At 47.5% G+C, this 25,563-nt stretch carries 24 protein-coding genes; 15 read left to right on the top strand and 9 right to left on the bottom strand.

Annotation, left to right across the window (positions count from 1 at the left end):
* Nucleotides 1–192: 192 nt before the first annotated feature.
* The 5 genes from rpmH to mnmE all read left to right on the top strand — a co-directional run bounded on the left by rpmH (nucleotide 193) and on the right by mnmE (nucleotide 4,040).
* Entirely contained in the window at nucleotides 193–327 is a 135-nt protein-coding gene (rpmH, locus tag CBP12_RS10450) for a 50S ribosomal protein L34 (protein WP_086964374.1), read from the top strand.
* On the top strand, nucleotides 327–689 hold the full coding sequence (rnpA, locus tag CBP12_RS10445) for a ribonuclease P protein component (protein ID WP_086964373.1): 363 nt from the start codon (nucleotides 327–329) through the stop codon (nucleotides 687–689). The genes rpmH and rnpA overlap by 1 nt, the downstream gene beginning before the upstream one ends.
* The gene (gene yidD, locus CBP12_RS10440) at nucleotides 650–892 is read left to right on the top strand and encodes a membrane protein insertion efficiency factor YidD (protein ID WP_086964372.1); all 243 of its coding nucleotides are present in this window, start codon (nucleotides 650–652) and stop codon (nucleotides 890–892) included. The genes rnpA and yidD overlap by 40 nt, the downstream gene beginning before the upstream one ends.
* A gap of 7 nt (nucleotides 893–899) precedes the next feature.
* Entirely contained in the window at nucleotides 900–2,582 is a 1,683-nt protein-coding gene (gene yidC / locus CBP12_RS10435; protein ID WP_086964371.1) for a membrane protein insertase YidC, read from the top strand.
* 96 nt (nucleotides 2,583–2,678) lie between these two features.
* Nucleotides 2,679–4,040: a tRNA uridine-5-carboxymethylaminomethyl(34) synthesis GTPase MnmE gene (gene mnmE, locus CBP12_RS10430; protein WP_086964370.1), complete on the top strand. Its 1,362-nt coding sequence runs from the start codon at nucleotides 2,679–2,681 to the stop codon at nucleotides 4,038–4,040.
* A gap of 55 nt (nucleotides 4,041–4,095) precedes the next feature.
* On the opposite strand, the gene CBP12_RS10425 is transcribed toward mnmE, so the two are convergent.
* Entirely contained in the window at nucleotides 4,096–4,836 is a 741-nt protein-coding gene (locus tag CBP12_RS10425) for a MauE/DoxX family redox-associated membrane protein (protein ID WP_198341797.1), read from the bottom strand.
* A 121-nt stretch (nucleotides 4,837–4,957) separates the two neighbouring features.
* Here CBP12_RS10425 and CBP12_RS10420 point away from each other — a divergent pair, with 121 nt between their 5' ends.
* From CBP12_RS10420 to CBP12_RS10405, 4 genes are all read left to right on the top strand, one after another.
* Nucleotides 4,958–5,926, top strand: a complete 969-nt coding sequence (locus CBP12_RS10420; protein ID WP_086964369.1) for a glutathione S-transferase family protein — start codon at nucleotides 4,958–4,960, stop codon at nucleotides 5,924–5,926.
* A 337-nt stretch (nucleotides 5,927–6,263) separates the two neighbouring features.
* On the top strand, nucleotides 6,264–6,863 hold the full coding sequence (locus CBP12_RS10415; protein WP_086964368.1) for a TetR/AcrR family transcriptional regulator: 600 nt from the start codon (nucleotides 6,264–6,266) through the stop codon (nucleotides 6,861–6,863).
* A gap of 93 nt (nucleotides 6,864–6,956) precedes the next feature.
* A complete protein-coding gene (locus tag CBP12_RS10410; protein WP_086964367.1) occupies nucleotides 6,957–8,114 on the top strand; it encodes an iron-containing alcohol dehydrogenase in 1,158 nt (385 codons plus the stop codon).
* Nucleotides 8,115–8,138: 24 nt separating this feature from the next.
* Nucleotides 8,139–9,194 carry an NADP-dependent oxidoreductase gene (locus CBP12_RS10405; RefSeq protein ID WP_086964366.1) on the top strand — a complete coding sequence of 352 codons (1,056 nt, stop codon included), beginning with the start codon at nucleotides 8,139–8,141 and terminating at the stop codon, nucleotides 9,192–9,194.
* A gap of 87 nt (nucleotides 9,195–9,281) precedes the next feature.
* Here CBP12_RS10405 and CBP12_RS10400 read toward each other — a convergent pair whose 3' ends face one another.
* The 4 genes from CBP12_RS10400 to CBP12_RS10390 are packed head-to-tail and all read right to left on the bottom strand — an operon-like array spanning nucleotide 9,282 to nucleotide 15,144.
* Nucleotides 9,282–12,494: a type I restriction endonuclease subunit R gene (locus CBP12_RS10400; protein WP_086964365.1), complete on the bottom strand. Its 3,213-nt coding sequence runs from the start codon at nucleotides 12,492–12,494 to the stop codon at nucleotides 9,282–9,284.
* The gene (gene rhuM, locus CBP12_RS10395) at nucleotides 12,491–13,507 is read right to left on the bottom strand and encodes a virulence protein RhuM/Fic/DOC family protein (RefSeq protein WP_086964364.1); all 1,017 of its coding nucleotides are present in this window, start codon (nucleotides 13,505–13,507) and stop codon (nucleotides 12,491–12,493) included. Before rhuM ends, CBP12_RS10400 begins: the two co-directional genes overlap by 4 nt.
* A gap of 14 nt (nucleotides 13,508–13,521) precedes the next feature.
* Entirely contained in the window at nucleotides 13,522–13,665 is a 144-nt protein-coding gene (locus tag CBP12_RS13470) for a hypothetical protein (RefSeq protein WP_198341796.1), read from the bottom strand.
* 18 nt (nucleotides 13,666–13,683) lie between these two features.
* A complete protein-coding gene (locus CBP12_RS10390; RefSeq protein ID WP_086964363.1) occupies nucleotides 13,684–15,144 on the bottom strand; it encodes a restriction endonuclease subunit S in 1,461 nt (486 codons plus the stop codon).
* 226 nt (nucleotides 15,145–15,370) lie between these two features.
* Here CBP12_RS10390 and CBP12_RS13465 point away from each other — a divergent pair, with 226 nt between their 5' ends.
* On the top strand, nucleotides 15,371–15,535 hold the full coding sequence (locus CBP12_RS13465) for a hypothetical protein (protein WP_157420099.1): 165 nt from the start codon (nucleotides 15,371–15,373) through the stop codon (nucleotides 15,533–15,535).
* Here the strand turns inward: CBP12_RS13465 and CBP12_RS10385 are convergent.
* Together CBP12_RS10385 and CBP12_RS10380 are read right to left on the bottom strand one after the other, a co-directional pair.
* Entirely contained in the window at nucleotides 15,518–16,132 is a 615-nt protein-coding gene (locus CBP12_RS10385; protein ID WP_086964362.1) for a Fic/DOC family protein, read from the bottom strand. The genes CBP12_RS13465 and CBP12_RS10385 overlap by 18 nt on opposite strands.
* Nucleotides 16,133–16,147: 15 nt before the next feature.
* Nucleotides 16,148–17,851: a class I SAM-dependent DNA methyltransferase gene (locus tag CBP12_RS10380; protein ID WP_086964361.1), complete on the bottom strand. Its 1,704-nt coding sequence runs from the start codon at nucleotides 17,849–17,851 to the stop codon at nucleotides 16,148–16,150.
* Between the two features lie 539 nt (nucleotides 17,852–18,390).
* Here CBP12_RS10380 and CBP12_RS10375 point away from each other — a divergent pair.
* The 4 genes from CBP12_RS10375 to CBP12_RS10360 are packed head-to-tail and all read left to right on the top strand — an operon-like array spanning nucleotide 18,391 to nucleotide 21,902.
* Entirely contained in the window at nucleotides 18,391–19,317 is a 927-nt protein-coding gene (locus tag CBP12_RS10375; RefSeq protein ID WP_086964360.1) for a metal ABC transporter substrate-binding protein, read from the top strand.
* Complete coding sequence (locus CBP12_RS10370; protein ID WP_086964359.1) at nucleotides 19,314–20,231, top strand: manganese/iron ABC transporter ATP-binding protein; 918 nt, start codon at nucleotides 19,314–19,316, stop codon at nucleotides 20,229–20,231. Before CBP12_RS10375 ends, CBP12_RS10370 begins: the two co-directional genes overlap by 4 nt.
* Complete coding sequence (locus CBP12_RS10365; protein WP_157420097.1) at nucleotides 20,215–21,072, top strand: metal ABC transporter permease; 858 nt, start codon at nucleotides 20,215–20,217, stop codon at nucleotides 21,070–21,072. Before CBP12_RS10370 ends, CBP12_RS10365 begins: the two co-directional genes overlap by 17 nt.
* Nucleotides 21,069–21,902 (top strand): metal ABC transporter permease, encoded by an 834-nt coding sequence (locus CBP12_RS10360; RefSeq protein ID WP_086964358.1) that lies wholly within the window; start codon nucleotides 21,069–21,071, stop codon nucleotides 21,900–21,902. The genes CBP12_RS10365 and CBP12_RS10360 overlap by 4 nt, the downstream gene beginning before the upstream one ends.
* A 382-nt stretch (nucleotides 21,903–22,284) precedes the next feature.
* On the opposite strand, the gene CBP12_RS10355 is transcribed toward CBP12_RS10360, so the two are convergent.
* Nucleotides 22,285–23,244: a TDT family transporter gene (locus CBP12_RS10355; protein WP_086964357.1), complete on the bottom strand. Its 960-nt coding sequence runs from the start codon at nucleotides 23,242–23,244 to the stop codon at nucleotides 22,285–22,287.
* A gap of 117 nt (nucleotides 23,245–23,361) precedes the next feature.
* Between CBP12_RS10355 and CBP12_RS10350 the strand changes: the two genes are divergently transcribed.
* Nucleotides 23,362–24,261 carry a LysR substrate-binding domain-containing protein gene (locus tag CBP12_RS10350; protein ID WP_086964356.1) on the top strand — a complete coding sequence of 300 codons (900 nt, stop codon included), beginning with the start codon at nucleotides 23,362–23,364 and terminating at the stop codon, nucleotides 24,259–24,261.
* A 37-nt stretch (nucleotides 24,262–24,298) separates the two neighbouring features.
* Here CBP12_RS10350 and sstT read toward each other — a convergent pair whose 3' ends face one another.
* Nucleotides 24,299–25,531 (bottom strand): serine/threonine transporter SstT, encoded by a 1,233-nt coding sequence (gene sstT, locus CBP12_RS10345; RefSeq protein WP_086964355.1) that lies wholly within the window; start codon nucleotides 25,529–25,531, stop codon nucleotides 24,299–24,301.
* Nucleotides 25,532–25,563: the final 32 nt, after the last annotated feature.

Below are 25,563 nucleotides of genomic sequence, written 5' to 3'. Positions count from 1 at the left end.
GGATCTTGGGATCGACCTGAAGAAACAGCGATTGTTTCGTTATTGGTCACCAATCAACGGCATGTTGATTGACGTCATAAACAGAACTGTTTAGAATTCGGCCTCTTTGGTGAGGCCGTCTCGGTGATGCTTATGCGTCAATCGTGGACATGGCCAACTGTATAGCTAACTGACACAGCGGTAATAACTACTATGAAACGCACTTTTCAACCTTCAAATTTGAAGCGCAAACGCAGCCACGGTTTCCGTGCTCGCAAGGCCACTGTTGGTGGTCGCAAAGTATTGGCTGCTCGTCGCGCCAAGGGTCGTGTCCGTCTGAGCGCCTAATGGCCAGACACACCTTTACACGGGAGTTACGTTTGTTAACTCCCGCCCATTTTAAAAACGTCTTCGACAACCCCGTCCGAGCCGCATCTCCATATCTCACTCTTCTTGCTAAACCAAATGAACTAGGTCATCCCAGACTGGGATTAGCTGTACCTAAAAAAGCACTCAAACGTGCCGTTTGGCGCAACAGGATAAAGCGTGTTGCCCGCGAAAGTTTTCGTTTAAAGCAACATCAATTACCCAGTGTCGATATCGTGGTGATCGCTAAACGTGGTGTTGGAGAGGTACCCAACGACGAGCTGTTCGAACTGCTGGATAGATTATGGCGCACGCTTTCTCGCCGCTGCAACGACTCAGCGTAGGCATTATTCGCCTATACCAAGTGGTCATCAGTCCATTGCTTGGGCCCAGGTGTCGCTTTACCCCCACCTGTTCGCAATACGCCATTGAAGCCATCCGGCTCCACGGCTTTTTAAAAGGCGGTTGGTTAACAGTCAAACGTCTACTAAAATGCCATCCTTTAGGTCCTAGTGGCCACGATCCGGTCCCGACAAAGCGAAGATAAGAAAACTATGGAATCTCAACGCAATTTACTGATAGTCGCTCTGCTGCTGGTGAGTTTTCTCATCTGGCAAAAGTGGGATGAGCATAAAAATCCCGAGCCTGTAGTCCAGCAAACCAGCCAAACCACGGCTAACCCAAACTTAGATGACGAAAATTTCGTTCCTGAGTCTGATAGCGTGGCTGCTGAAGGTGAAATTCCTACCGATGCGCAAACACCTGCTGCTAGCCCTAATCGCATTACGCTTATTTCAGATACCTTAAAGCTCACCATAGATACTCGAGGTGGCGACATTGTAGGTACCGAATTACTAGAGCACGATGAGCGCTTAGACTCAGATGAAAAATTTGTGCTGCTCAGCGACACCGACAACTTCGTTAATATCGCGCAAAGCGGCCTAATTGGTCGCGATGGACCCGATGCTAATAGTAAAGGGCGCCCTGTTTATCAAACCGAACAGCAAGATTATGCACTGGCCGAAGGTCAAGATACCTTAAGCGTACCGCTCACCTTTACTAATGATAAGGGCGTGGTCTTTACCAAGATTTTCACGTTAACCCGTGACAGCCACCTGGTTAAAGTCAGCTACCAAATTGATAATAAAAGCGAAGAGCCAGTACAAGCTCAGCTTTATGGTCAGCTAAAACAAAGTGTGGAAGCGGTAACTACTGACAAAAGCGGCAACATGCTGATGGCGTCTGCCTATCGTGGCCCTGCTTATTCCAGCGATGAAACTCGCTACACCAAGTATGACTTTAAGAAAACCAAAGAAGCTAACTTAGCGCAAACCACCAGCAATGGCTGGGTGGCCATGCTGCAACACTACTTTGTGTCAGCTTGGATTGCGCCTCAAGAAGACGGTAATCAAATTTATAGCAGCTTCTTAAATAGCCGTAATCAAGCCATTATTGGCTTTAAAGCGCAACCTATTACAGTGGCGCCTAACAGTGAGCAGACTTTGTCTGCCGAGCTGTGGTTAGGCCCTAAGCTACAAAAGAAAATGGCCGCTGCTGCTGATAACCTCGACTTAACCGTCGACTATGGCTGGTTATGGTTTATCGCCCAGCCACTGTTTAAATTACTGCACTTTTTACAAAGCTTTGCCGTGAACTGGGGCCTAGCCATTATCTTAACCACCTTTGTGGTGCGCGGTGTGATGTATCCCTTAACTAAAGCTCAGTACACCTCCATGGCTAAGATGCGCATGCTGCAGCCTAAATTGGCGGCACTCAAAGAGCGCTATGGCGATGATCGCCAGAAAATGTCTCAAGGCATGATGGAGCTGTATAAGAAAGAGAAAGTTAATCCACTAGGCGGTTGCTTACCGATTTTGGTACAAATGCCGATCTTCATCTCCCTATACTGGGTACTGATGGAGTCTGTGGAACTGCGCCACGCGCCTTTCATCTTATGGATTAACGACTTATCGGTAAAAGACCCCTACTTCGTGCTGCCTATCCTCATGGGTATCAGTATGTTCCTCATTCAGAAGATGAGCCCGACTACGGTCACGGATCCGCTGCAGCAAAAAGTGATGCAGTTTATGCCGATTATCTTTACCTTCTTCTTCTTATGGTTCCCTGCCGGTCTCACACTGTACTGGTTGGTGAGTAACATAGTGACCATCACTCAGCAGTGGTATATTTTCCGCCAGCTTGAGAAAAAAGGCTTACACGGTAAACCCGCTGCCTAATAACTTACTGGCTGAACACCGCCCAAATCAATAGACTAAAGGCGACCTAAGGGTCGCCTTTTTAATGCAAAAGCCTTGTGCAGTGGAGTACTAACAATGCCATTAGATACCATAGTCGCTCAAGCCACCGCCCCTGGCCGCGGCGGGGTGGGCATCATCCGAGTTTCCGGCCCCGATGCCGAGGCAGTAGCGCGAGCCGTGTTAGGCAAAGTGCCTAAAGTACGTTATGCAGAGTATCTGCCCTTTAAAGACCACACCAACCAAGTATTAGACCAAGGCATAGCACTGCTATTTAAAGGCCCTAATAGCTTTACCGGCGAAGATGTATTAGAGCTGCAAGGCCACGGCGGCCCTGTGGTGCTAGACATGCTAATAAAGCGTATTTTAATGCTGCCAAATCTTCGCCCCGCCAAGGCCGGTGAGTTTAGCGAACGCGCTTTTCTTAATGATAAATTAGACCTTGCTCAAGCCGAAGCCATTGCCGACTTAATAGAAGCCTCAAGTGAGCAAGCCGCGCGCTCGGCACTGCACTCGCTGCAAGGTGAGTTTTCTAATCATGTACACGCCTTAGTACAGGCACTCATTAACCTGCGCATTTATGTAGAAGCGGCGATTGATTTTCCTGAAGAAGAAGTGGATTTTTTATCAGACGGTAAAATTGCCGCGGGTTTATATGCCATTATCGATAACTTAAGCGAAGTACAACGCCAAGCCCGCCAAGGCGCCATTATGCGCGAGGGCATGAAAGTGGTGATAGCGGGTCGCCCTAACGCCGGTAAGTCGAGTTTGCTGAATGCGCTAGCAGGCAAAGACTCGGCCATCGTCACCGACATTGCGGGCACCACCCGTGATGTGTTGCGAGAATTTATTCATCTTGATGGCATGCCGCTGCATATTATTGATACCGCGGGTTTGCGCGAAGCCACCGATGCAGTGGAGCGCATTGGCATAGAGCGCGCATGGGCTGAAATAGAACAAGCGGATCGCATCCTGTTTATGGTGGATGGCACCACTACCCAAGCCCGCCACCCTAAAGATATTTGGCCAGACTTTATCGATCGCCTACCTGCCCACATTGGTCTGACCGTGATCCGCAATAAAGCTGACTTAAGTGGTGAAGCACTCACCGTCGTCAGTGATGGCGAGCATGCGGTGTATCCTATTTCTGCCATGACCGGCCAAGGGGTTGAGGCGCTAAAAGAACATTTAAAAGACTGCATGGGCTTTCAGGGCGGCACCGAGGGCAGCTTTAGTGCCCGCCGCCGCCACTTAGACGCGCTAGATAATGCCGACCAGCACTTACAGATGGCTAAAGAGCAACTCGAGGTTTACCAAGCGGGCGAGCTAGTAGCAGAAGAGCTGCGCTTAGCGCAAGAGTGTTTAAGCCACATTACCGGTGCTTTTACATCTGATGATTTACTGGGTGAGATTTTCTCCAGCTTTTGTATTGGTAAGTAACTAAAAAATAAGCCGAACTCCTCAAAGGTTCGGCTTATTTTTTCTTGTTAATGCTTTATAGCATCCACATGCCCATAATTAGCATCATGAAGTTTTCTGTTAACGAAACAAACCCTAAAGGCACTCGGCTATTGCCACCCACGCAAGCGCATTTAAGCTCACGCTTATCCACATATACCGCTTTAATGACAGATGCGAAACCAATGGCACCAATGACAATGGCAATAGGTGCAGCTAGCCACAACAGAGCCCCTGCCACCATCAGCACCCCAGCCACTGCTTCAGCAAAAGGGTAAATCTTGCCATAGCGTACCCAGCGCTGCGCTAATAAATCGTAATTAAGAAACATAGTAGAAAAAGATTCGAGATCCTGCAGTTTTTGTACCGCCAATAAGCACATAGCACAGGCAATAAACCACTGAACAATCCGCACATTCAATAATTCATGAAAATGATACCAGCCCACGGCCATCGCCAGCAGCGCCGCCATCGCAAAGATAGCGATCACCGGCTGATAAGATGTATCACTTTGCTCAGCTTTCGGCTTTTTTTCGCCTAAAAAAATGGCTAGCTCATCAAAGCCACCAATACGCTCGCCATTAATAAAGGTTTGCGGCGTGGTATCTACATTATGCTCGGCCTTAAAAGCATCGGTTTGCTCACGGCTAGTGAGCCAACGATCATCTACTTGATAACCATGGCGCTCTAGCGCATCTTTAGACTTAAGACCAAAAGGGCAAAGGTGCTTCTTCATCACCATGCGATATAAAACAGCACTTTTTTTACTCGCTGACATACAGTCCCCCCTAAAATTAGCTGTTATTACACCTTAGCAGCTCACTAAAAAAGTACCGTTTGCTTTATAAATTTTTCACTAAGCTAAGATAACGACAGGCACGTTAAGCAGGAGAATACTTGTGGGTTTATTAGTAAAAGGCGAATGGCACGATCAATGGTATGACACCAAGAGCAACGACGGCGAGTTTGCCCGCAGCGAGTCACAAATTCGCAACTGGGTTACTAAGGATGGCAGTGCTGGCCCCAGCGGCAAAGCGGGCTTTAAAGCCGAGGCGGGTCGCTATCATCTTTATGTGGCTATGGCCTGCCCGTGGGCGCATCGAGTGCTTATTTTTAGAAAACTTAAGGGCTTAGAGTCGATGATCTCGGTGTCGGTGTTGAATCCACTGATGGCCGAGCATGGCTGGACCTTTGAAGAAGCACCTGGGGTGGTGTCCGATCCCATCATTAATGCTCGCTACATGTACCAGATTTATACCGCTACCGACCCCAATTATTCTGGTCGCGTGACCATTCCTGTGCTGTGGGACAAGCAGCAAGGCTGTATCGTTAATAATGAGTCGGGCGAGCTAATTCGCATGTTAAATAGCGCTTTTGATGACATAGGCGCATTGCCGGGTGATTATTACCCAGCCACTTTGCGTGCCGAGATAGATGAGCTTAACGCGCTGATTTATCCCAATGTAAATAACGGTGTTTACAAAGCCGGCTTTGCCACCACCCAGCGCGCCTATGAACAAGCCGTCATTCCCTTATTTACTACCCTCGATAAACTAGACGAGCGCTTAGCTAAGCAGCGCTATTTAGTGGGCACGCAAATTACCGAAGCCGATTGGCGCCTATTTACTACCTTGATCCGCTTTGATGCCGTGTATTACGGCCACTTTAAGTGCAACATTAAGCGCATTGCCGACTATGAACACTTATCGGGCTATCTGCGTGAGCTGTATCAATGGCCAGGCATTAAAGACACCATCAATTTTTCACACATTAAGCAGCATTATTATCGTAGTCATAACACCATCAATCCCACCGGCATTGTACCTGTCGGGCCTGAGCTTGATTTAGACCGGCCTCATGGGCGATAGGTTTTGGGTGAAGAGTAAATAGCGAAGGGGACAAGCGTACTACAAATCCTAAACCTATCGTCATACCGAGCTTGCCTCGGTATCTCGCACTTATTAAATCTTAATCCTAAAACGAGATCCTGACGTGCGTCAGGATGACGGCTATAGAGCCTAGACTAGGGATTGGGGACTAGCGTTCGGCGCTGGTTTAAACAATTCTCTATTCCCAACAATGGGTAAAGAAATAATCGTAAAGCATATCGCGTATGGCGTGCGCTTAAAGTGCACCAAACTAAGCACGCATTGGTTTGGCAAAAATCACTAGACGACTGGTCTAATAAAGATTAAGGTGCAGACCATGAATATAAAATATCAAGATACTCGCCAACATTTATTAGACACCGGCCGCGAAGTGCTCGCCGCTCGCGGCTTTAGCTCGGTTGGCTTAAGTGCTCTGTTACAACAGGCGGGTATTCCTAAAGGCTCTTTCTATCACTATTTTAAATCTAAAGAGCAATTTGGTGAGGCGCTGCTTGAAGACTATTTCGATTTTTATTTAAGCGAGTTAGACCAACTATTCAGTCAGCCAAATCTCAATGGCCGCCAGCAATTAATGAGCTACTGGCAAGAATGGCAGTTGCGATACTGTGGCCCTAATAGCCGCAGCGATTGTTTGGTGGTGAAGCTGAGTGCCGAAGTGGCGGATCTTTCCGAGCCGATGCGCTTGGCGTTAAAAGTCGGCACCAATCAGGTAATTACCCGCATCAGTGGCTGCATTGCCAAAGGCGTAGCTGATGGTTCTTTATCTAATGCTCAGCCAAACGCCGCGCCCGACTTTTTAGCCAGCAGCTTGTACCAATTATGGCTAGGCGCCAGCTTACTTACTAAGCTCAATCGTGATCACAGCCATATGGACATAGCCATGCAACTGACTCGTCAACTGCTCGGCGAGCAGTAAGTTAACCATTTATCAGGCTCGCCGATGGCGAGCTTTTTTACCAGCCTCAACTAGACGACCGGTCTAATTCAACCATAAAAAGGGTACTTAACTATGCAAGATTTTAGCTTTTACAACCCCACCCGCATCGAATTTGGCGCCGGTAAAATCGCGCGTTTAGATGCACTCGTGCCGGCAAATGCTCGCGTGTTAGTGCTGTTAGGTGGCGAGAGTGCCCGCCGCTCCGGCACCTTAGATGAAGTGCTGACCGCACTCGGTGAGCGTGAAGTACAAGTCTTCAATGGCATAGAGCCTAACCCCAGCTTTGAAACTCTGATGAAAGCCGTAGATCAGGTGCGCGAGCAGCAGTTAGATTATCTTCTGGCAGTGGGCGGCGGCTCGGTAATAGATGGCACCAAGTTTGTGGCCGCCGCCGCACTCTTTAACGGTGATGCTTGGGATATCTTGCTGCAAGGCGGCCAAAATGTAACTTCTGCCCTGCCCTTTGGCTCGGTACTTACGCTGCCTGCTACTGGTTCTGAGATGAATAAAGGCTCGGTTATCACCCGTAAATCTTTGGCAGCAAAACTGCCCTTTGCCAGCGAGCATGTCTATCCGCAGTTTTCAATTTTAGATCCCGTTAAAACTTACACCTTGCCGCCACGCCAAATTGCCAACGGCGTGGTAGATGCCTTTATGCACGTGATTGAGCAGTACCTGACCTATCCCGCAGAGGCGCCGGTGCAAGACAGATTCGCCGAAGGCTTATTGCAAACCCTAATTGAAGTCGGCCCCAAAGCCTTGGCCAATCCAGAAGATTATCAAACCCGCGCCAGCTTAATGTGGACCGCCACACTCGCGCTTAATGGCTTAATTGGCTCAGGCGTGCCCCAAGATTGGGCCACTCACATGTTGGGCCATGAATTAACGGCGCTGCACGGCTTAGATCATGCGCAAACGCTAGCCATTATCCTGCCCGAGATGCTGCGCCAGCGTAAAGCCGCCAAGCTGGGCAAATTAGTGCAATACGCCGAGCGTGTTTGGAATATTGATACCGGTAGCGACGATGACAAAGCCGAAACCGCCATCGAGTGCACACGCGACTTCTTTGAGGCGGTGGGCGTAAAAACCCGCCTCAGCGACTATGGTTTAGGCGCCGAGCATATCGACAACATCATCGACAGCCTCACTAACCACGGCATGACTAAACTGGGTGAGCACAATGATGTAACCCCTGAACATTGTCGCCAAATTCTACTGGCCAGCATTTAATTTACCGCGCTAAAAGGAGGATTTATGACTCAGACACACGCTCAAACTCAAGACACTAACCGCCAAGTCACCCTAGCCGCCCGCCCTAAAGGCGCGCCTCAACTCAGTGACTTTACGCTACAAGCAAGGGCCATACCTACGCCCGCCACAGGCGAAGTGCTGCTGCGCACGGTATTTTTAAGCTTGGATCCTTATATGCGTGGTCGCATGAGCGATGCCAAGTCTTATGCGGATCCGGTGGCTATTGGCCAAACCATGGTCGGCGGCACCGTTAGCCGCGTGCACGCAAGCAAACATCCGGATTTTAAGGTGGGTGATTGGGTACTTAGCTATCAAGGCTGGCAAGACTATGGCCTGTCTAACGGCGAGGGCTTAATTAAACTCGATCCACAACAAGTGCCGCCCTCCTACGCGTTAGGAGTATTAGGCATGCCAGGCTTTACCGCCTATATGGGCTTATTAGATATTGGCCAGCCTAAGACCGGTGAAACCCTAGTGGTGGCCGCGGCCACCGGTGCCGTGGGCGCCATGGTGGCGCAAATCGGCAAGCTTAAAGGTTGCCGCGTGGTCGCCATCGCCGGCGGAGCAGAAAAGTGCGCTTATGCACTCGATAAGCTGGGCGTCGATGCCTGTATCAATCATAAAGCTGCCGACTTTGCCGAGCAGTTAGCTAAGGCCTGTCCTGCCGGCATAGATGTATATTTTGAAAGCGTCGGTGGCAAGGTATTTGATGCGGTGTTTCCGCTACTCAATACCGGTGCGCGCATTCCGGTATGCGGCTTAATTTCCCAATACAATGCCACCGCCTTGCCAGACGGCCCCGACCGCTTAGGTCAGCTAATGGGTACTATCTTAACCAAGCGCATGACGGTAAAAGGCTTTATCATTTTTGATGATTATGGCCACCGCTACCCCGAATTTGCCGAACAAATGGCCAGCTGGTTACAACAAGGCCAACTCCATTACCGTGAGCAAATCGTCGACGGCTTAGCAAACGCGCCTCAAGCTTTTATCGGCTTATTACAAGGCGAGAACTTCGGCAAGTTGGTAGTGCGTGTTGGTACGGATGAAATAAGCTAGTCACACATATACCAGCATCACCGATCAAAAAGGGCGCACTTGCGCCCTTTTGTTGAGTGGTACTCGCGATTTTTAGCAATCATTCACTTAAACCCAGCTTTGGCTTAGCGCCTCGGCCTGTTGTAAACACAGCTCGATGGCTGCATCGGCTTTATCAGGTGGGTATTTCCACTTACGCAAGGCGCGGCGCACTAGGTTGCGTAATTTAGCTCGCACGCTGTCGCGCACTTGCCAATCAACGGTGGTACTTTTTCTAAGTTGCTCGGTCACGTATTTCGCCAGCTGGCGTAAATTGTTATCGCCCAGCTCTTTTACTGCGGACTCGTTTTGGATCAGCGCCCGGTAAAAGGCGATTTCGTCGGTGTTGAGTCCAGACTTTGCAGCCAACTCCGCATCATCAGCCATGTCTTTGGCCATCTTAATCAGCTCTTCAATCACCTGTGCGGTTTCAATGGCGCGGTTATGGTATTTACGCAAAGTTTCCATAATCCGGTCTGAGTATTTTTTCTCCGATACCACATCGGTTTTCATGCGATGTTTAACTTCGTCACGTAATAAGCGCTCTAACAAGTCGACGGCTAAGTTCTTTTCTTTCATATTAGCCACGTCTTCTAAAAACTCAGCCGACAGCAAGCCTACGTTGGGTTTATCTAAGCCAACCATGGCAAAAATATCGTCGACGCCTTGGGCAATAATGGCGTTATCAATAATTTGCTTTAAGGCCGAGTTTTTAGCTTCATCGTCGCGGCGTTTATCTACGGTAGTGAACTTGGTAATAGCATTTTTTACCGCACCAAAAAACGCAATTTCTTTAGCATAAACCTTGGCTGCATCCAAGGTGCCACACAGGGTATAGGCGGCGCGAATGCTGGCCATAATATCTAAGAAGCGCTTTTTACCGTCCAGCTCCTTACTGGTCGGATTAGCCAAACCCACAATATGGTTCATCACTTTCGGCAGCAGCATCAAAGCATGGCTTTCATAATCGCGATAGTCACAGCCGTGCATAAGGCCATGCAGCTTGTCCATGTGCTCTTGCAACAAGGCAAAGGCTTCATGGGCATCAACGGCGGGTTGGCCTTTACCTTGAGAGTTGGTATAGGTTTTTAACGCGGCTTTAAGCTCGTTAGCAATACCAATGTAATCCACCACTAAGCCACCGGGCTTATCTTTAAATACCCGGTTAACGCGGGCAATGGCCTGCATTAGATTGTGGCCTTTCATCGGCTTATCGATATACATGGTATGGCAGTTGGGTGCATCAAAGCCGGTCAGCCACATATCGCGCACTATCACTAATTGCAGTGGATCGTTCACGTCTTTAAAGCGCTTTTCAAAGAGTTTTCTGGTGTCTTTATTGTAGATATGCGGCTGCAGTTTACTCTTGTCTGAGGCCGAGCCAGTCATTACCACCTTAATGGCACCCTTACTGGTGTCCTCGTCATGCCATTCGGGCTTTAAGGCCACTATCGCCTCATACATATCGACGCAGATCTCACGACTCATACACACGATGAGTGCCGTGCCGTCCATGGTGCTAAGTCGGTTTTCAAAGTGGCTCACTAAGTCTTGGGCTATTTGTTGCACCCGAGGTTGGCTGCCCACCAGCTTTTCTAAGGCTGCCCACTTTGACTTAGTGCTTTCGCGGGTGGCGAGGTCTTCTTCATCTTCAATTATGTCGTCAACGTCTTCGTTTAACACTTCAATATCGGCGGCGTTGATATCTAACTTGGCTAAGCGCGACTCATAATAAATCGGTACGGTAGCGCCATCTTCTACCGCATCTTGAATATCATAAATAGACACATAATCGCCAAACACGGCGCGAGTGTCTTTGTCCGCGCTATCAATAGGCGTACCTGTAAAGCCAATAAATGAGGCTTGCGGCAAGGAGTCACGCAGGTGCTTAGAATAACCAAAGGTGTATTGGCCGGTGTCTTTATTCAGCTTGGCTTTATCGCCGTATTGGCTGCGGTGAGCCTCGTCACTGACCACCACTATGTTATGGCGATTACTTAACACCGGATGAGCCAGCTCGCCTGTTAATAAGGCGAACTTTTGGATAGTAGTAAAGATAATGCCACCGGCTTGGCGCGAGGCTAAAATATCCCGCAAGTCATCGCGGTCTGCCGCCTGCACCGGCGTTTGGTTGAGGGTTTCTGAGGCCATGGCAAAGGTATTAAATAGCTGACCGTCTAAGTCATTACGATCCGTCACCACCACTATGGTGGGGTTGTTCATGGCCGGTTGCGCTAATAACTTGCCGGCATAGCACACCATAGAAATCGACTTACCGGAGCCTTGAGTGTGCCACACCACTCCCGCTTTTCCTGAACCCGGTTTAACTTGGCTTAGCTGTTTATCAGCATGGCCATGTGCATCCGCCGTATAAGTCGCAGCGGGTTCGGCCGCGGCCACTTGCTCTGCCGACTGTGCGGCAATAATGGTGGCTTTTACCGCCTCTCGCACCGCATGAAACTGATGATAACCGGCAATTTTTTTAATGGTGGCACCGGCATGAGAAGAACCGCCGTCTTGCTCAAATAAAATAAAGTAACGCAGATAATCTAACAGCAGGTCTGGCTTAAAAAAGCCTCTGACCATGGTTTCTAAAAAGTACTCAAACAGCGGTTTATCCTGTTCGCTGTTCACCACTCGCCACGGCATAAAGCGCTCTTTATTGGCGGTTAGCGAACCCACGCGGGCATCAAAACCATCGCTCACCACCAGCGCTTCGTTAAACATAAACAGATCGGGGATTTCGTCTTTATAAGTTTGCAGCTGCTGATAAGCCTGCCACACATCGGCACTGTGATCGGCAGGGTTTTTAAGCTCAATCACCGCCAGCGGCAAACCATTAATAAACACGATAATATCGGGCCGGCGAGCGCCCTTAGTGCCGGTGATAGTGAACTGCTTAACCACTAAAAACTGATTGTTATGGGTGTTAGAAAAATCCACCAGCTGCACATAATCGGTTTTTTCTTGGCCGTGCTTATCTTTAAAATCAACCTTAACGCCTTGTAATAATTGCTGATGCAACAGCTTGTTATTGATCATCAACACCGGCGTTTCTGGCTGCGCTATTTGTAGCGCCACTTGCTCGAGCGTAGCAGCGGGAATATCAGGATTAATTAGCGCAAGCTGTTGCAGCAAGCGCCCTTGCAGCGTTACTTGGCGGTAATCGATGCGCTCAGGCGCCGGCCCATCGGGCGCAATATCGTAGCCAGACACCACCTCATAACCGGTTTCTGCAAACCAACTCAAGCAAAGTTGTTCTAATTGGTCTTCGGTGATCACTGCGACTCCTTATGAGCATTTTCTGTTAATAAAATAAAATGCTCGGTCAAACGTATCATTAATGCTTTTTGTTCTGGCAAGCTCTCTGCAACTAACAAGGCCAACGCCACCAAGGTATTGTCATTAATTAACTGCTCTACTGGTTTGGCTAATAAATGCTGATTAACTCGCAAATACCATAAAAATAAAAATGAGCCGCAACGTTTGTTGCCATCAGCGAGCGGATGATTTTTTATGACAAAATACAGTAAGTGCGCAGCTCGTGACGCGATATTAGGGTAGAAAAACTCATCACCAAACCCTTGTTCAATGGTTGCCAGCGCAGAAGCTAAACCCTCACCTCTAATTTGCGCAAACAGTTCAGTTGCCTCGCCCTTAGCAATTAAGGTGTGTTTTAATTGGTTAATCGCCTTAATTGCCTGCTCATATACCAAGGGCTGCATATCTGTTTGTTTGGTATGAAGTTCTGCCAGCTGCTGCTCATCATAACCCTGCAACAAGCTCCAACTGCGCGCATAATCGCTAATAACGTGAGTCACCGCCTCGCCTGCTACCGAGACCAAGCCTTGGTTGCTTAATGTACGGCTAAGCAAGTTAATAGCCTGTTCAAACTCAATGCCACGCTCTTGTAAGCGTTGCTGATTAAGGGTGTAGCCTTGGACCAAATGCTCTTTTAAGGTTTTTGTCGCCCACTGCCGAAACTGGGTCGCTCGCTTCGAGCTGACTCTGTAGCCCACTGAAATAATGGCGTCCAAGTTGTAGTGTTTAATACGGCGGCGAACCTGTCGCTTTCCTTCTTGACGAACTACTAAGAATTCCTTAGTAGTTGCCGACTCTTCCAACTCATCGTCTTTGAAGATGTTTTGCAGGTGCATAAGCACGTTCTCAGGACTGGTATTAAACAGCTGTCCCATCTGCGCTTGGCTTAACCAAACGGTCTCTTGCTCAAGCGCAACTTGCAGCTGTGCTTGGCCGTCGGCAGTCATAAAAATCTGAACTTGTTGGTTAGCCATAATGCAGCCTCTCGTTATTTATTCCACACGCTTTGCTGCTCAGCAATTTTAGCCGGATAACGGGCTATCAACTCTATCGCCAACTCCCGCGCGGTAAATTTTCGAGTCGGATTATCTTTTAGGGTTTCGATAATCATCTGCACGCGGGTTTTGATCATACTTTTAATTCCTGTTATTTATTCAGCAGCTTCGAACGTTAACTCACCGGAAAGGAGCTTGGGTAGAAGCGTATCTCTAACTTCAGAGAGCTCAATATTTTCTTTACAGTTATATATCCACTTTTTAATTAAACTAGACATAACCAGTTCAAATTTTTCTAGTATACATACTGATGGCAGCAATAACTCATGCTCTGAAACCAGTGTTTTATTAAGGTTTTGTTGTGCTGAGCCAGAAGCCTTACCTGCTAAATCTTCTATGGAACGTCTAGCGGCCAAAAAAACATAAGACATATAGTTTTCTTTAGGTATTAAAGCACAGCATGCTTGGTTTGCTGTCATTTCATCTGCTAGCAAACATACTTGACCTGCAGTTGCACCATACATGGCTACAACAGTTGTTCCTTGAGGCCAAAGTTTGGCACTGCTTTTATCCAATCCAAGTTTAGTTATTTTTTCTTTTGTATCTAAAACAATTACATCCCTAACCTCACCAGAAGAAAGCCATTTAATATCTCCACTCCAATATGCACTTTCACTTCGTTTAGGTGTGCCACCACTTTCAACGCGTTTACAGCAATCTTGTATCTTTCCAACATTCCAACCATACGGTTTATAAGTCAAGTTAGACTCAACCAACTCGTTGGGGAATAACGCTGCGGTGGCGATGAGTTGGTCGGCGCTGATAGATGTGGAGCTTTGTTGGCTAAGCTTTTGATTAATGGCGGCTTGTAGAGTGGTGCTTAGGCTTTGTTCAAGCTCTGCCAGCTGTTCTAAGGTGATGGCGCCGCAGATGATGGCTTGGGCGGCGAGCTCTTGAGTAGCAGGATCGGCACCTTGTGCTTTGGCGATAATTTTGGCGCGAGTGGGCTCAAAGTCGACAAACCAACTTTTAAAAATAGCCTGCGCGATTTGTTCTAGAGTTTGGTTAGTTTGGCGGTTGAGATCGACTTTATATTCTAATGTGATTAGTTTTCTGCCTATTTCAACCTGGGTTTCAAAAGGAGGTTTTCTAAATTCATACGATAGAATTTTTGTAGGGGATGTATGCTTTACTGTTGTACCAGTGACACCACCAAGCACGTGATTTCTATACTCTGTGGAACGCAACAGAAAATATAAGTAATTTTTATCTAGTTCATTATTTTTATACTCAACCAACCCTACACGCTGATTGTGCAGTAAACGATGACCATTAATTGTAGGAATTAAAGCCGAATAGCCCAAAGTATCTGCCTGCTTACTTAAATCAGTCATTGTTACTACAAGATCACCTTCTTTAAGAACGTAATCTTCTGGAACGGGCCCGTCGTAATATTTGAATTTATCTGATTTAAAACCACCACCTACAGAAAAATTACCAGGCGTTACTAGAAAATCACTTGATTCCTCGCTTTGAAAAAACTCGCCTTTAAAGGCAAAACCGTGTTTTATGCCTATAAACTCGGATAATGAATGTAACGGCCAATCAGCACTCATAACCCAACCCCGCTAAGTTGTTTTTAGTCTCGGCTGCTAAGCGGTGAGTCTCTTCTAGTTGCGCAAATAACTGCTTGGTCAATTTCTGCTTATATTTCATACTGTTATAACCTTTTTATGTTTCTGACGCCGCTTGGCTAGCTGCTTAACTCTTTTGGCTAAGCGTGTGGCGGGTGCTATAATATCGATCCTAGATTCAAGTCATCACTTGCTTTGGAGCATCATTATGGTTCGTCAGTCTCAGTCCACTAAAGTGAAGGTGTCTCGTAGCCAGATTGTGCGTTCAGTGGCGAGCTCTAGCGCGATTGAAACCAATGAGCGTACCTTAGTGATTGAACAGCGCCTAAACTCACAAAAACGCCACTTTGCAAACCTATCTTTGGCCCTCTAACACATCTCTGATCAGCCGCTCAAGGTGCTGATAATCTCTAGCTAAGCCTGCCTGTATTGCCTTAAAATAAAAATCTTTGTGCTCGTCCCACAAGCTGTAATCTAGCGGCTGCGCGCCTGCTTTTACCGCCATGACATCTAAAAGCAGCCTAGATATACGGCCATTCCCTTCTCTAAAAGGGTGAAGCAGAATAAATTCAACATGCGCTTCAGCTAAAAAGGCTACCAACTGCTGATCATTGAACGTGGGCAGCTCATTAAAGCGAGCTAGATACTGTGCTTCAAAACTCTGTGCTAGCTTTGCTATTTGTAGCGGTGAAGCAAAGCGAATATTCGGCTTCGACATATCAACACTACGATACTGACCCGCCCAAGGGTATAGATTACCTAGCCAAGCTCGATGCCAAAAACTGAGCATTGGGAATGATAGCGCTTGGGGAAAATCGTCAAACACATAAAAATATAACTGCGCTAGCAATTCAGTTTCGGCAACGCTCATTTCAGCAGGATCGGTAATATCCAGCATATTGCTCAGTACTTGATTATTTGAGCCAGGCTGACATTCACCTTCGCTGTTCGAAGTATCGTAACGTCCCATAATTACTGCCTGCCGTTATAGCTCATAACCCAGCCCCGCTAAGTTGTTTTTGATCTCGGCTGCTAAGCGCTCAGATTCAACAAACTGTTCTTTTAAGGTGCTGGTGAAGCGAGCCATTTTGTCGGCGAAGGGTTCGCCATCATCTGCTTCGGCGGCGGCGCCTACGTAACGGCCGGGAGTAAGCACATAATCGTGCTTTTGAACTTCAGCCAAGCTGGCACTGCGACAAAAGCCTGCTTGGTCGCTATAAACATGGCTAGATTCCGCATCAAGTGCGGAATGACAAGGAGCGCTTTGCCAATGATGGAAGGTGTCGCTCACTTGTTTTAGATCGTCGTCGCTAAAGTCGCGCAGTACGCGGTCTTTCATAAAGCCGAGTTGGCGAGCGTCGATAAATAAAATCTCACCGCTCCTATCGCGCAGCTTTCTGCCGGACGCCGCAGTGCGTGCGCCTTTGTTTTTGGTTAAAAACCAAATACAGGCAGGGATTTGAGTGTTAGTAAATAACTGGCCCGGTAAGGCGACCATGCATTCTACTAAGTCGGCTTCAATTAACGCTTTGCGAATATCGCCCTCACCGGAGGTGTTAGAACTCATGGAGCCGTTGGCGAGCAATAAGCCAAGACTGCCATTGGGTGCGGTGTGATAGAGCATGTGTTGCAGCCACGCAAAGTTGGCGTTGCCAGAAGGCGGCTTGCCGTGTTGCCAGCGCGGATCATTGTCGTCTACGCCGGTGTCCCATTCCTTCATATTAAAGGGCGGGTTGGCCATCACGAAGTCGGCGCGCAAGTCAGGATGCTGATTGTGGGTATAGGTGCTGGCCGGTTGTTTGCCAAAGTTAAAGTCGATGCCACGGATCACCATGTTCATGGCGGCCAGTTGCCAGGTGGTGTGGTTGGCTTCTTGGCCATAGATAGACACGTCGCCTATCTTGCCCTGATGTTCGGTAATAAATTTTTCTGATTGCACAAAAAAACCGCCACTGCCCATGGCAGGATCGTAAACGCGGCCTTTAAAGGGTTCGAGCATTTGTACGATTAAGGTGACAATGGATTTGGGCGTGTAGAACTGGCCGCCTTTTTTACCTTCGGCAAGGGCAAACTGGCCTAAAAAGTATTCGTATACATGGCCTAAAATATCTTTGCTGCTTAGCGTGGCGTGCGTAAAAGGAATAGTAGAAATAAGATCGATTAACTCGCCCAGTTTACTTTGCTCAATTTGCAGCTGGGTGTAGCGCTTGTTGAGTACGCCTTTTAGCTTGGGGTTATCTATTTCTATGCGCTCTAAGGCGTAGTCTATCAGTTGGCCGACGCTGCGAATGGTTTTATCATTAATGTTAATTTCGCCGGTGATCACGACTTTGTTCTGGTTTTGAATAAACTCCCAACGCGCCGCTGGCGGCACCCAAAACACGTTAGCTTCGGTGTAATAATCGCGCTGTTCTAGCTCTTCGCTAATTTCTGCTTGGTAATCGGCACCTTCGCCACCGCCGTCAAAGTCTTCTGGATCTAAGAAGTACATGTGCTCAGGGTTTTGAAATTGCGCCATCAGCTGCTGGCGGCGCATATCAAAGGCATCAGATACGTATTTTAAAAACACCAGCCCTAACACCACGTGCTTGTACTGGCTGGCATCGAGTGACGGTAAAAGCTTGTTAGCACTGGTCCAGAGTTTTTTCTCTAGCCCATGCAAAAAGGTTTGTTCTTCGGTGTTAGTCATTATATTTCCATGGCAGGACGCTGTTCATTACAGCTCATTCTTATATAAATTTATCTTACCTAATAAAGCCTCATTTGGCATGGGGCTTTGTTAGGTGACTTATTGTTGAGTGAGTAACTATCAAATGCGTCCATCAACATCACTGTTCGTGATTATTAATACCCTCTAAGAGCAGATCGCTTGTTCTTAGTGCCCCGAACAACAGCCGATATCCAGCTAATTATTAATACTGTTTATCTTAAATGTCTGCAGCAATGCTCACTTTCAAAGAGCCTTCCTAACTGGGTTATACAGAGGCAGGTTTTTAAAGGCAGGCATTATTTCCAGAGTTTTTAGGCCAGCGCTTACTGGCCTTTTTTTAGCTGCTTTAAGTTTCGAGCCACGCTGCACCACTCATTTTCGTATTGGCACTAGGCTGGTACGTTTGAGATATAAATCACATTCCCCTATGGTATGAATAGCCAGTATGATTAATCACTTAGGGCGCCAAGGTGCCCTTTTTTCACTGGATAATCGCCGCCATAAGGAGTTGACACCGAATGATGTCTAAAAGAGTAGGATTGGCTTTGGCCGCCCTATTAACCATGCAGCCTGCCTTGGCTGCCGATAAATTTAAAGCCGTGACCACTTTTACGGTGATCTCCGATATGGCGCAAAACGTAGCCGGAGACTTAGCCATTGTGGAGTCGATCACTAAGCCCGGTGCAGAAATTCATGAATATCAGCCTACGCCTGGTGATATTATTCGGGCTCACGATGCCCAGCTTATTTTCTCTAACGGCTTAAATTTAGAATTGTGGTTTAAAAAATTCTATCAAAACATGAAAGACATGCCCGAAGTGGTGGTGTCTGAGGGCATAGAGCCCATGGGTGTCGTGGCCGGTCCTTATGAAGGCAAGCCTAACCCTCATGCTTGGATGTCTCCGAAAAACGCGGTGATTTATGTGGATAATATTCGCGATGCTTTTGTGAAATACGATCCTAGTAACGCTCAGGGCTATAAAGACAACGCTCAAGCTTATAAAGCGAAGATCGAAGCAGAGATAGCGCCTATTCAGCAATTAATCGACGATTTACCCGAAGATAAGCGCTGGTTAGTTTCTAGTGAAGGCGCGTTTTCTTACTTAGCTCGCGATTTTGGCTTAAAAGAGCTGTTTTTATGGCCGATAAATGCCGACCAGCAAGGCACACCTCAACAGGTGCGTAAAGTGGTGGATACGGTGCGCAAAGAGCGCATTCCAGCCGTATTTAGCGAAAGTACCATTTCTGCTAAACCCGCTCAGCAAGTGGCGCGCGAAACGGGTAGCCATTATGGCGGCGTATTATATGTAGACTCACTCAGTGAATTAGACGGCCCAGTGCCCAGCTATTTGGAGCTATTACGGGTTACCTCGCGCACCATAGTTGAGGGCATTCATGAGGGTTTAAAAAAACAAGCGGCGGCAAATAAAGGATCGGCTAAATGAGTTTGCAGCAACAAACTACTCCCACCCCCACTCGCGCCTTAGACTCTGGCCTTAAGGTTAGCGAGGTAACTGTGACTTATCGTAATGGCCATACGGCGCTGCGCGATGCCAGCTTTGCTATTCCTACTGGCACTATTGCGGCACTGGTAGGGGTTAACGGCTCAGGAAAGTCCACCTTATTTAAAGCCATTATGGGCTTTGTGCGCTTAGCGAAAGGGGAAATAAGCGTGCTGGGCATGAGTGTGGATGCTGCTTTGCGCCAAAATTTAGTGGCTTATGTGCCGCAATCAGAAGAAGTAGACTGGAACTTTCCGGTATTAGTAGAAGATGTAGTGATGATGGGCCGTTATGGCCATATGGGCTGGCTGCGCCGCCCTAAAAAAGCCGACCACGAAGCAGTTTCTCAAGCACTGGCGCGGGTAAACATGACCGAATTTCGCAAGCGCCAAATTGGGGAGCTGTCCGGCGGGCAAAAAAAACGGGTGTTTTTAGCGCGAGCCTTAGCGCAAAACGGCCAAATTATTTTGCTCGATGAGCCTTTTACCGGCGTAGACGTTAAAACAGAAGATCAAATTATTAATTTATTGCGTGAGCTGCGTGAAGAAGGCCGCGTCATGTTAGTGTCTACTCACAACTTAGGCTCGGTGCCCGAATTTTGTGATCGTACTGTGTTAATTAAAGGGACTGTGTTAGCTCACGGCACCACGCAAGAAACCTTTACGCAAGATAATCTAGAGCTGGCCTTTGGCGGCGTGTTGCGCCACTTCGTCTTAAATGAAAATAAGCATGGTCGCCCTCATGCTATTGGCATTATTAGTGATGATGAGCGCCCGCTTATTATTAAGGCCGGTCAAGTACATAGCCGCGAGGCACAAACGCAGTGGGAGGATAACAATAATGAGCCTACTGCTTGAGCCTTTTAGCTATCAGTACATGATTAATGCCATGTGGGTATCGTCTTTGGTGGGCGGTGTGTGTGCGTTTTTATCTTGTTATTTAATGCTTAAAGGTTGGTCGCTGATTGGCGATGCCCTTTCCCACTCTATTGTGCCTGGGGTAGCGGGCGCTTATATGCTGGGCTTGCCGTTTTCGCTGGGCGCTTTTTTTGCCGGCGGGTTAGCGGCGGGCACTATGTTGTTTTTAAACCAGCGCAGTAAGCTAAAAGAAGATGTTATCATTGGCCTTATTTTCTCCAGCTTTTTTGCGCTGGGCTTATTTATGGTGTCGCTTAAGCCTACGGCGGTAAATATTAAAACTATTGTCTTGGGTAATATTTTAGCCATAGATCCTTATGATATTTTGCAGCTGGTACTGATCAGTCTCGTCACTTTGGCCATATTAGTGGTGAAGTGGAAAGATATTTTAGTGGTGTTTTTTGATGAGAACCACGCCCGCTCTATTGGCATTAGTCCCAGTAAAATTAAGTTGTTATTTTTTACGCTGCTCGCCGCTTCTACGGTGGCCGCGCTACAAACCGTGGGCGCTTTTTTGGTGATCTGTTTAGTGGTCACTCCCGGGGCGACCGCCTATTTGCTGACCGACCGTTTTCCGCGTTTATTAGCCATCGCCATTAGCATTGGCACCATTAGCTGCTTTATTGGCGCTTATGCCAGTTATTATCTTGATGGCGCTACCGGTGGCATTATTGTGGTACTGCAAACCTTATTGTTTTTATTAGCCTTTTTCTTTGCACCTAAGCACGGTTATTTTGCCGCTCGCCGTCGTGCCGCACAAGCGCTAGAGGTGATCGCATGATAGATACCTTAATGGCCCCTTTTCAATTTAGCTTTATGGTTAATGCGCTGCTTATTTCGGTGCTTATCGCTGTGCCTACTGCCTTGCTGTCCTGCTTTTTAGTACTTAAAGGCTGGGCGCTCATGGGAGATGCCATGAGCCACGCGGTGTTTCCGGGGGTAGTGATCGCTTACATAATAGGGGCGCCTTTTACTATTGGCGCTTTTCTTGCTGGCATGGTGTGCGCGCTATCTATTGGTTTTTTAAAAAACAATAGTCGTATAAAACAAGACACCATTATGGGCATCGTGTTTTCGGGCATGTTTGGCTTAGGTTTATTGTTGTATGTAAAAATTAATTCCGATGTGCACTTAGATCATATTTTGTTTGGCGATATGTTGGGGGTCGTCTGGGGTGACATTTTAGAAACGGCCATTATCGCCTTAATTACGGTGGTGATTTTAGGCGGTAAATGGCGCGATTTTTTGCTGCACGCCTTCGATCCCGCGCATGCCCAAGCCATCGGCTTAAGAGTCAATGTATTGCACTACAGCTTGCTGTGTTTAATCGCGCTAACCATAGTGGCGGCATTAAAATCGGTAGGCTTAATTTTGGCGATTTCGCTGCTCATTGCCCCCGGTGCCATTGCCTTCTTACTGACCAATAAATTTAGCACCATGTTAGTGCTATCGGTGGTGATTGCGGTAGTAGGCGCCTTCTTTGGCGTGTACCTGTCATTTTTTATCGACAGCGCACCGGCACCCACCATAGTGCTGCTACTCACCTTGTTCTTTATTGGCGCCTTTATTTACGCCACGCAAAAGCAAGCCAGAGTGACAAGTGAGGTGTGATAAGTGATTGGGGATTGAGGAATCACAAGACTTAACCCTGTTTTTGCCACGGAAGAACACGGAATCCCCAGAAAAATAGAGATAAAATCTGAAAAACATTTTATTAGATAAACACTCTTTTATGATTTTGGCATGCTCTTTGTAGTCTGACGTTTTAACTGCCAATCTCGTTGGGTGAGATTTAAAAACTATCCTAACACCCAACTTCAACAGCTAAATGCTGGCTACAATAGAGCCGGCTTTCAGCTGTTATTATTGGTATAAAAGCCCTTTTTAGATCTGATTTCTATTTTTTCCGTGTTCTTCTGTGTATTCCGTGGCAGAAATAGCTTTATAGCATTGGCTCGATGTTCTTTATTAGGCTAATCACTTGAATATAAGACTAAGCAAGCTCAGCTAGCGCTTTGCGCAGTGGATTAAAGTGTAGGGCAAAGCGTAATGCCACATAGCTCACGATCAGAGTAGCGATAATTAACTCCCCTTCTGCTAACCACGTTAACTGGCTAACACTGGTCTCATCCCAACCCAGCTCGCGGGCTAAGCGCGCCACTTTAAATAACGCTGCGGCGCCGATAACTAGCGGAAAGGTAAAGGCGGCGTAGCCTGGGCTAAACGGCAGGCGCAACAGCTTAATAAAAGCCAGATAAATAATTAAAGTCATCACTACTGCTATTCCTAATAGCACGGCGACTAGCAATAAATTAGGGTCTGGCGTCACCGTTAAATAGCCGGCTAAACACAAGCTACCTGGCGCCGCCATTACCGCCAGTGTAGCTTGGGCACCGTCGGGCAAGGGCGGGCAAAAAACTAAGCGGTATAACATCATAGGCAGCATAACGGCGTAGCACACTAAGCCAAACCACAATAAGCCCTGCGCTAGGCTCTCAAAGACCCCACCTGGGCTAGTAACGTCGGCCACCACTATGCCAATGGGCGGCACAAACCAGCTTGGCAGCATATGATGCAATTCAAAATGCTTAAAACGATGCCAGGCAAAGGTCACTAAAAACCATAAGTGTAAGGCAATGGCAAGCAGCCATAAGCCACTACTTAGCTGGCCACCCACCGCCTTAGCAATCACCATAGTGGTCATGGCAAAAGTAGGCACTACGCTGCCCACCACCGGATGCGCTAAGTCTTGAGCTAATAACTGAGGGTGTAGAATAAACTTGCTCGTTAATATTACTAATAATAAGCCGGCTAATAGGGCTCCCATAAACTGAGCATGACCATTAAATACCCCTAAGTTTTCCCAGCACCAACCTAGGCTTGCAATACCTAGTGCTAAGCCCGCCATGGGCGTGGGGGCATTAGCAAATCGTTGGCGGGTACTCAACCACATAACTCTCTCCTTAACTCACCAACCTCTATAATAAAAAAACTCCTCTGCTCAAGATATTTAAATGATTTAAACTTTATGTTTAGTATTTCTATACGCTTATAACTTAAGGGGCGGTGCATGATCAGTTTAAAGCAGCTGCAAGCCTTCACTAGCATTGCTCGCTATGGCAATTTAAGTACTGCCGCTAACGAGCTTTTTCTAAGTAAAGGCGCTCTTTCTCAGTCGCTGGCGCAATTAGAGCGCCAGCTTGGCCAAGTGCTGTTTGATAGAGTGCATCCGCGTTTGCAGCTTAATGAGCAAGGCCGCCAGCTGCAGCCGCTAGCAGAAGAAATATTAAGCCGAGTGATGGATGTTGAGCATTTATTTGCTGAGCAAGGCACGCCCACGGGCAGCTTGCGCTTGGGTGCCAGTCAAACCATTGGTAATTATGTGCTGCCCGCCATATTGGCTCAGCAACCGCAATTACATAAGGTACAGATCACGCATACCCAAGCCTTGTGCGAGAAGATACTGCGCTTTGAGCTGGATTTAGCATTGGTGGAGGGCGAGCATTTCCCTCCCCCTTTAATTAGCCAAGACTGGCTAACAGATGAATTATTAGTGGTTGCTAACCCGCAGCACGAGCTGTTTAAACGTTATGGCGAGCAACTTGTCACTACCCCGTTGAAATTAGCGCAATTAGCTAACCAAGCATGGGTGTTAAGAGAGCGAGAATCGGGTATTCGCCAGCAATTTGAGCAGCAATTAGCCCCAAAACTGGCACCACTAGGTCAAGTGTTAGAGCTTAATACCATAGAGTCGATTATGCAGGCAGCAGAGCATGGCTTAGGACTAGCCTTTGTGTCACGCCGCGCCGCGGGTGAGCGTATTAGCACCGGTCGATTAAAAGTAGTACCGCTCGATAGAATGCTGAGTCGTACTTTTAAGTTGGTATGGCACAAGCAAAAATATCACTCGGCCTCACTCAGCCATTTTATTGAATTATGTCTGCAACACATGAATAAGCCGTTGCCATAAAAAAAGCCCCGTATAGGGGCTTTAAATTACCTAGCGCTTAATGCACTAAGCTTGCTTTAGTTTCTTCTGCTTGGCAGGCCGCAGCAGTAAACAGCACATCGGTAGAGCTATTAAGCCCCGTTTCTGCTGAGTCTTGTAATACGCCAATAATAAAACCAATGGCCACGACTTGCATCGCTACTTCATTAGAGATGCCAAATAAGCTACAGGCCAGCGGTATCAACAATAAAGAGCCACCTGCCACCCCAGAGGCTCCACAGGCAGAAACCGAGGCAATCACACTCAGTAACAGCGCAGTAGCAAAGTCGACTTCAATACCTAAGGTATTTACTGCCGCTAGGGTGAGCACAGTAATAGTGATGGCGGCACCGCCCATATTAATGGTGGCGCCTAGCGGAATAGAAACAGAGTAAGTGTCTTCATGTAGGTTTAAACGCTTACATAAGTCCATGTTCACGGGAATATTAGCGGCTGAGCTACGAGTAAAAAACGCGGTTACGCCACTTTCGCGCAAGCACTTAAATACCAGTGGGTACGGATTGCGGCGAATTTTAAAGTACACAATGAGCGGGTTCATCACTAAGGCGATAATGAGCATAGAGCCAATTAATACCGCCAGTAGGCGCGCATAACCCCATAACACCTCAAAGCCCGTCGCGGCTATGGTACTGGCCACTAAACCAAAAATACCTAAGGGCGCTAAGCGGATCACAAAGCGCACTATATTAGAAACCCCCTCGGAGATATCACGAAACACATGTTTGCTAGACTCGGCACCGTGGCGCAACACTAAGCCAAGCCCGATGGCCCAGGCTAAAATACCAATAAAATTACCCGTAAGTAGCGCATTAATTGGGTTATCAACGACTTGGAATAATAAGGTATGCAATACTTCTGCTATGCCCTCGGGCGGCGTGGCCTCTGCAGCATCTAGCGCCAGCACTAAGGTAGTAGGAAATATAAAGCTCATGATAACGGCCGTTACCGCGGCCACAAAGGTACCAATAAAATACAGCGCTAAAATAGGTTTAATACTGGTTTGGCTGCCGTGGCGATGATTAGCAATAGAAGATAACACCAACACAAATACCAAGATGGGGGCAACCGCTTTTAAGGCACTAACAAACAAGCTACCCAATAAGCCCACAGCTTGGGCAGCACTGGGCCAAAACACGGCCAATAGTGCACCAACAATAATACCAATGACGATTTGCGTTACTAAACTAACGCTATTGGTTAAGCGTAGTAATAAAGGTTGGCTTTGGTTCATAGTTATCCCTCAATGGTGGAAGTCCATCCTAC

It is taken from the genome of Oceanisphaera avium, assembly GCF_002157875.1.
Classification (GTDB): domain Bacteria; phylum Pseudomonadota; class Gammaproteobacteria; order Enterobacterales; family Aeromonadaceae; genus Oceanimonas; species Oceanimonas avium.
The sequence above is the reverse complement of the archived record's forward strand: the minus strand, read 5'-3'. Positions and strand labels throughout refer to the sequence as shown.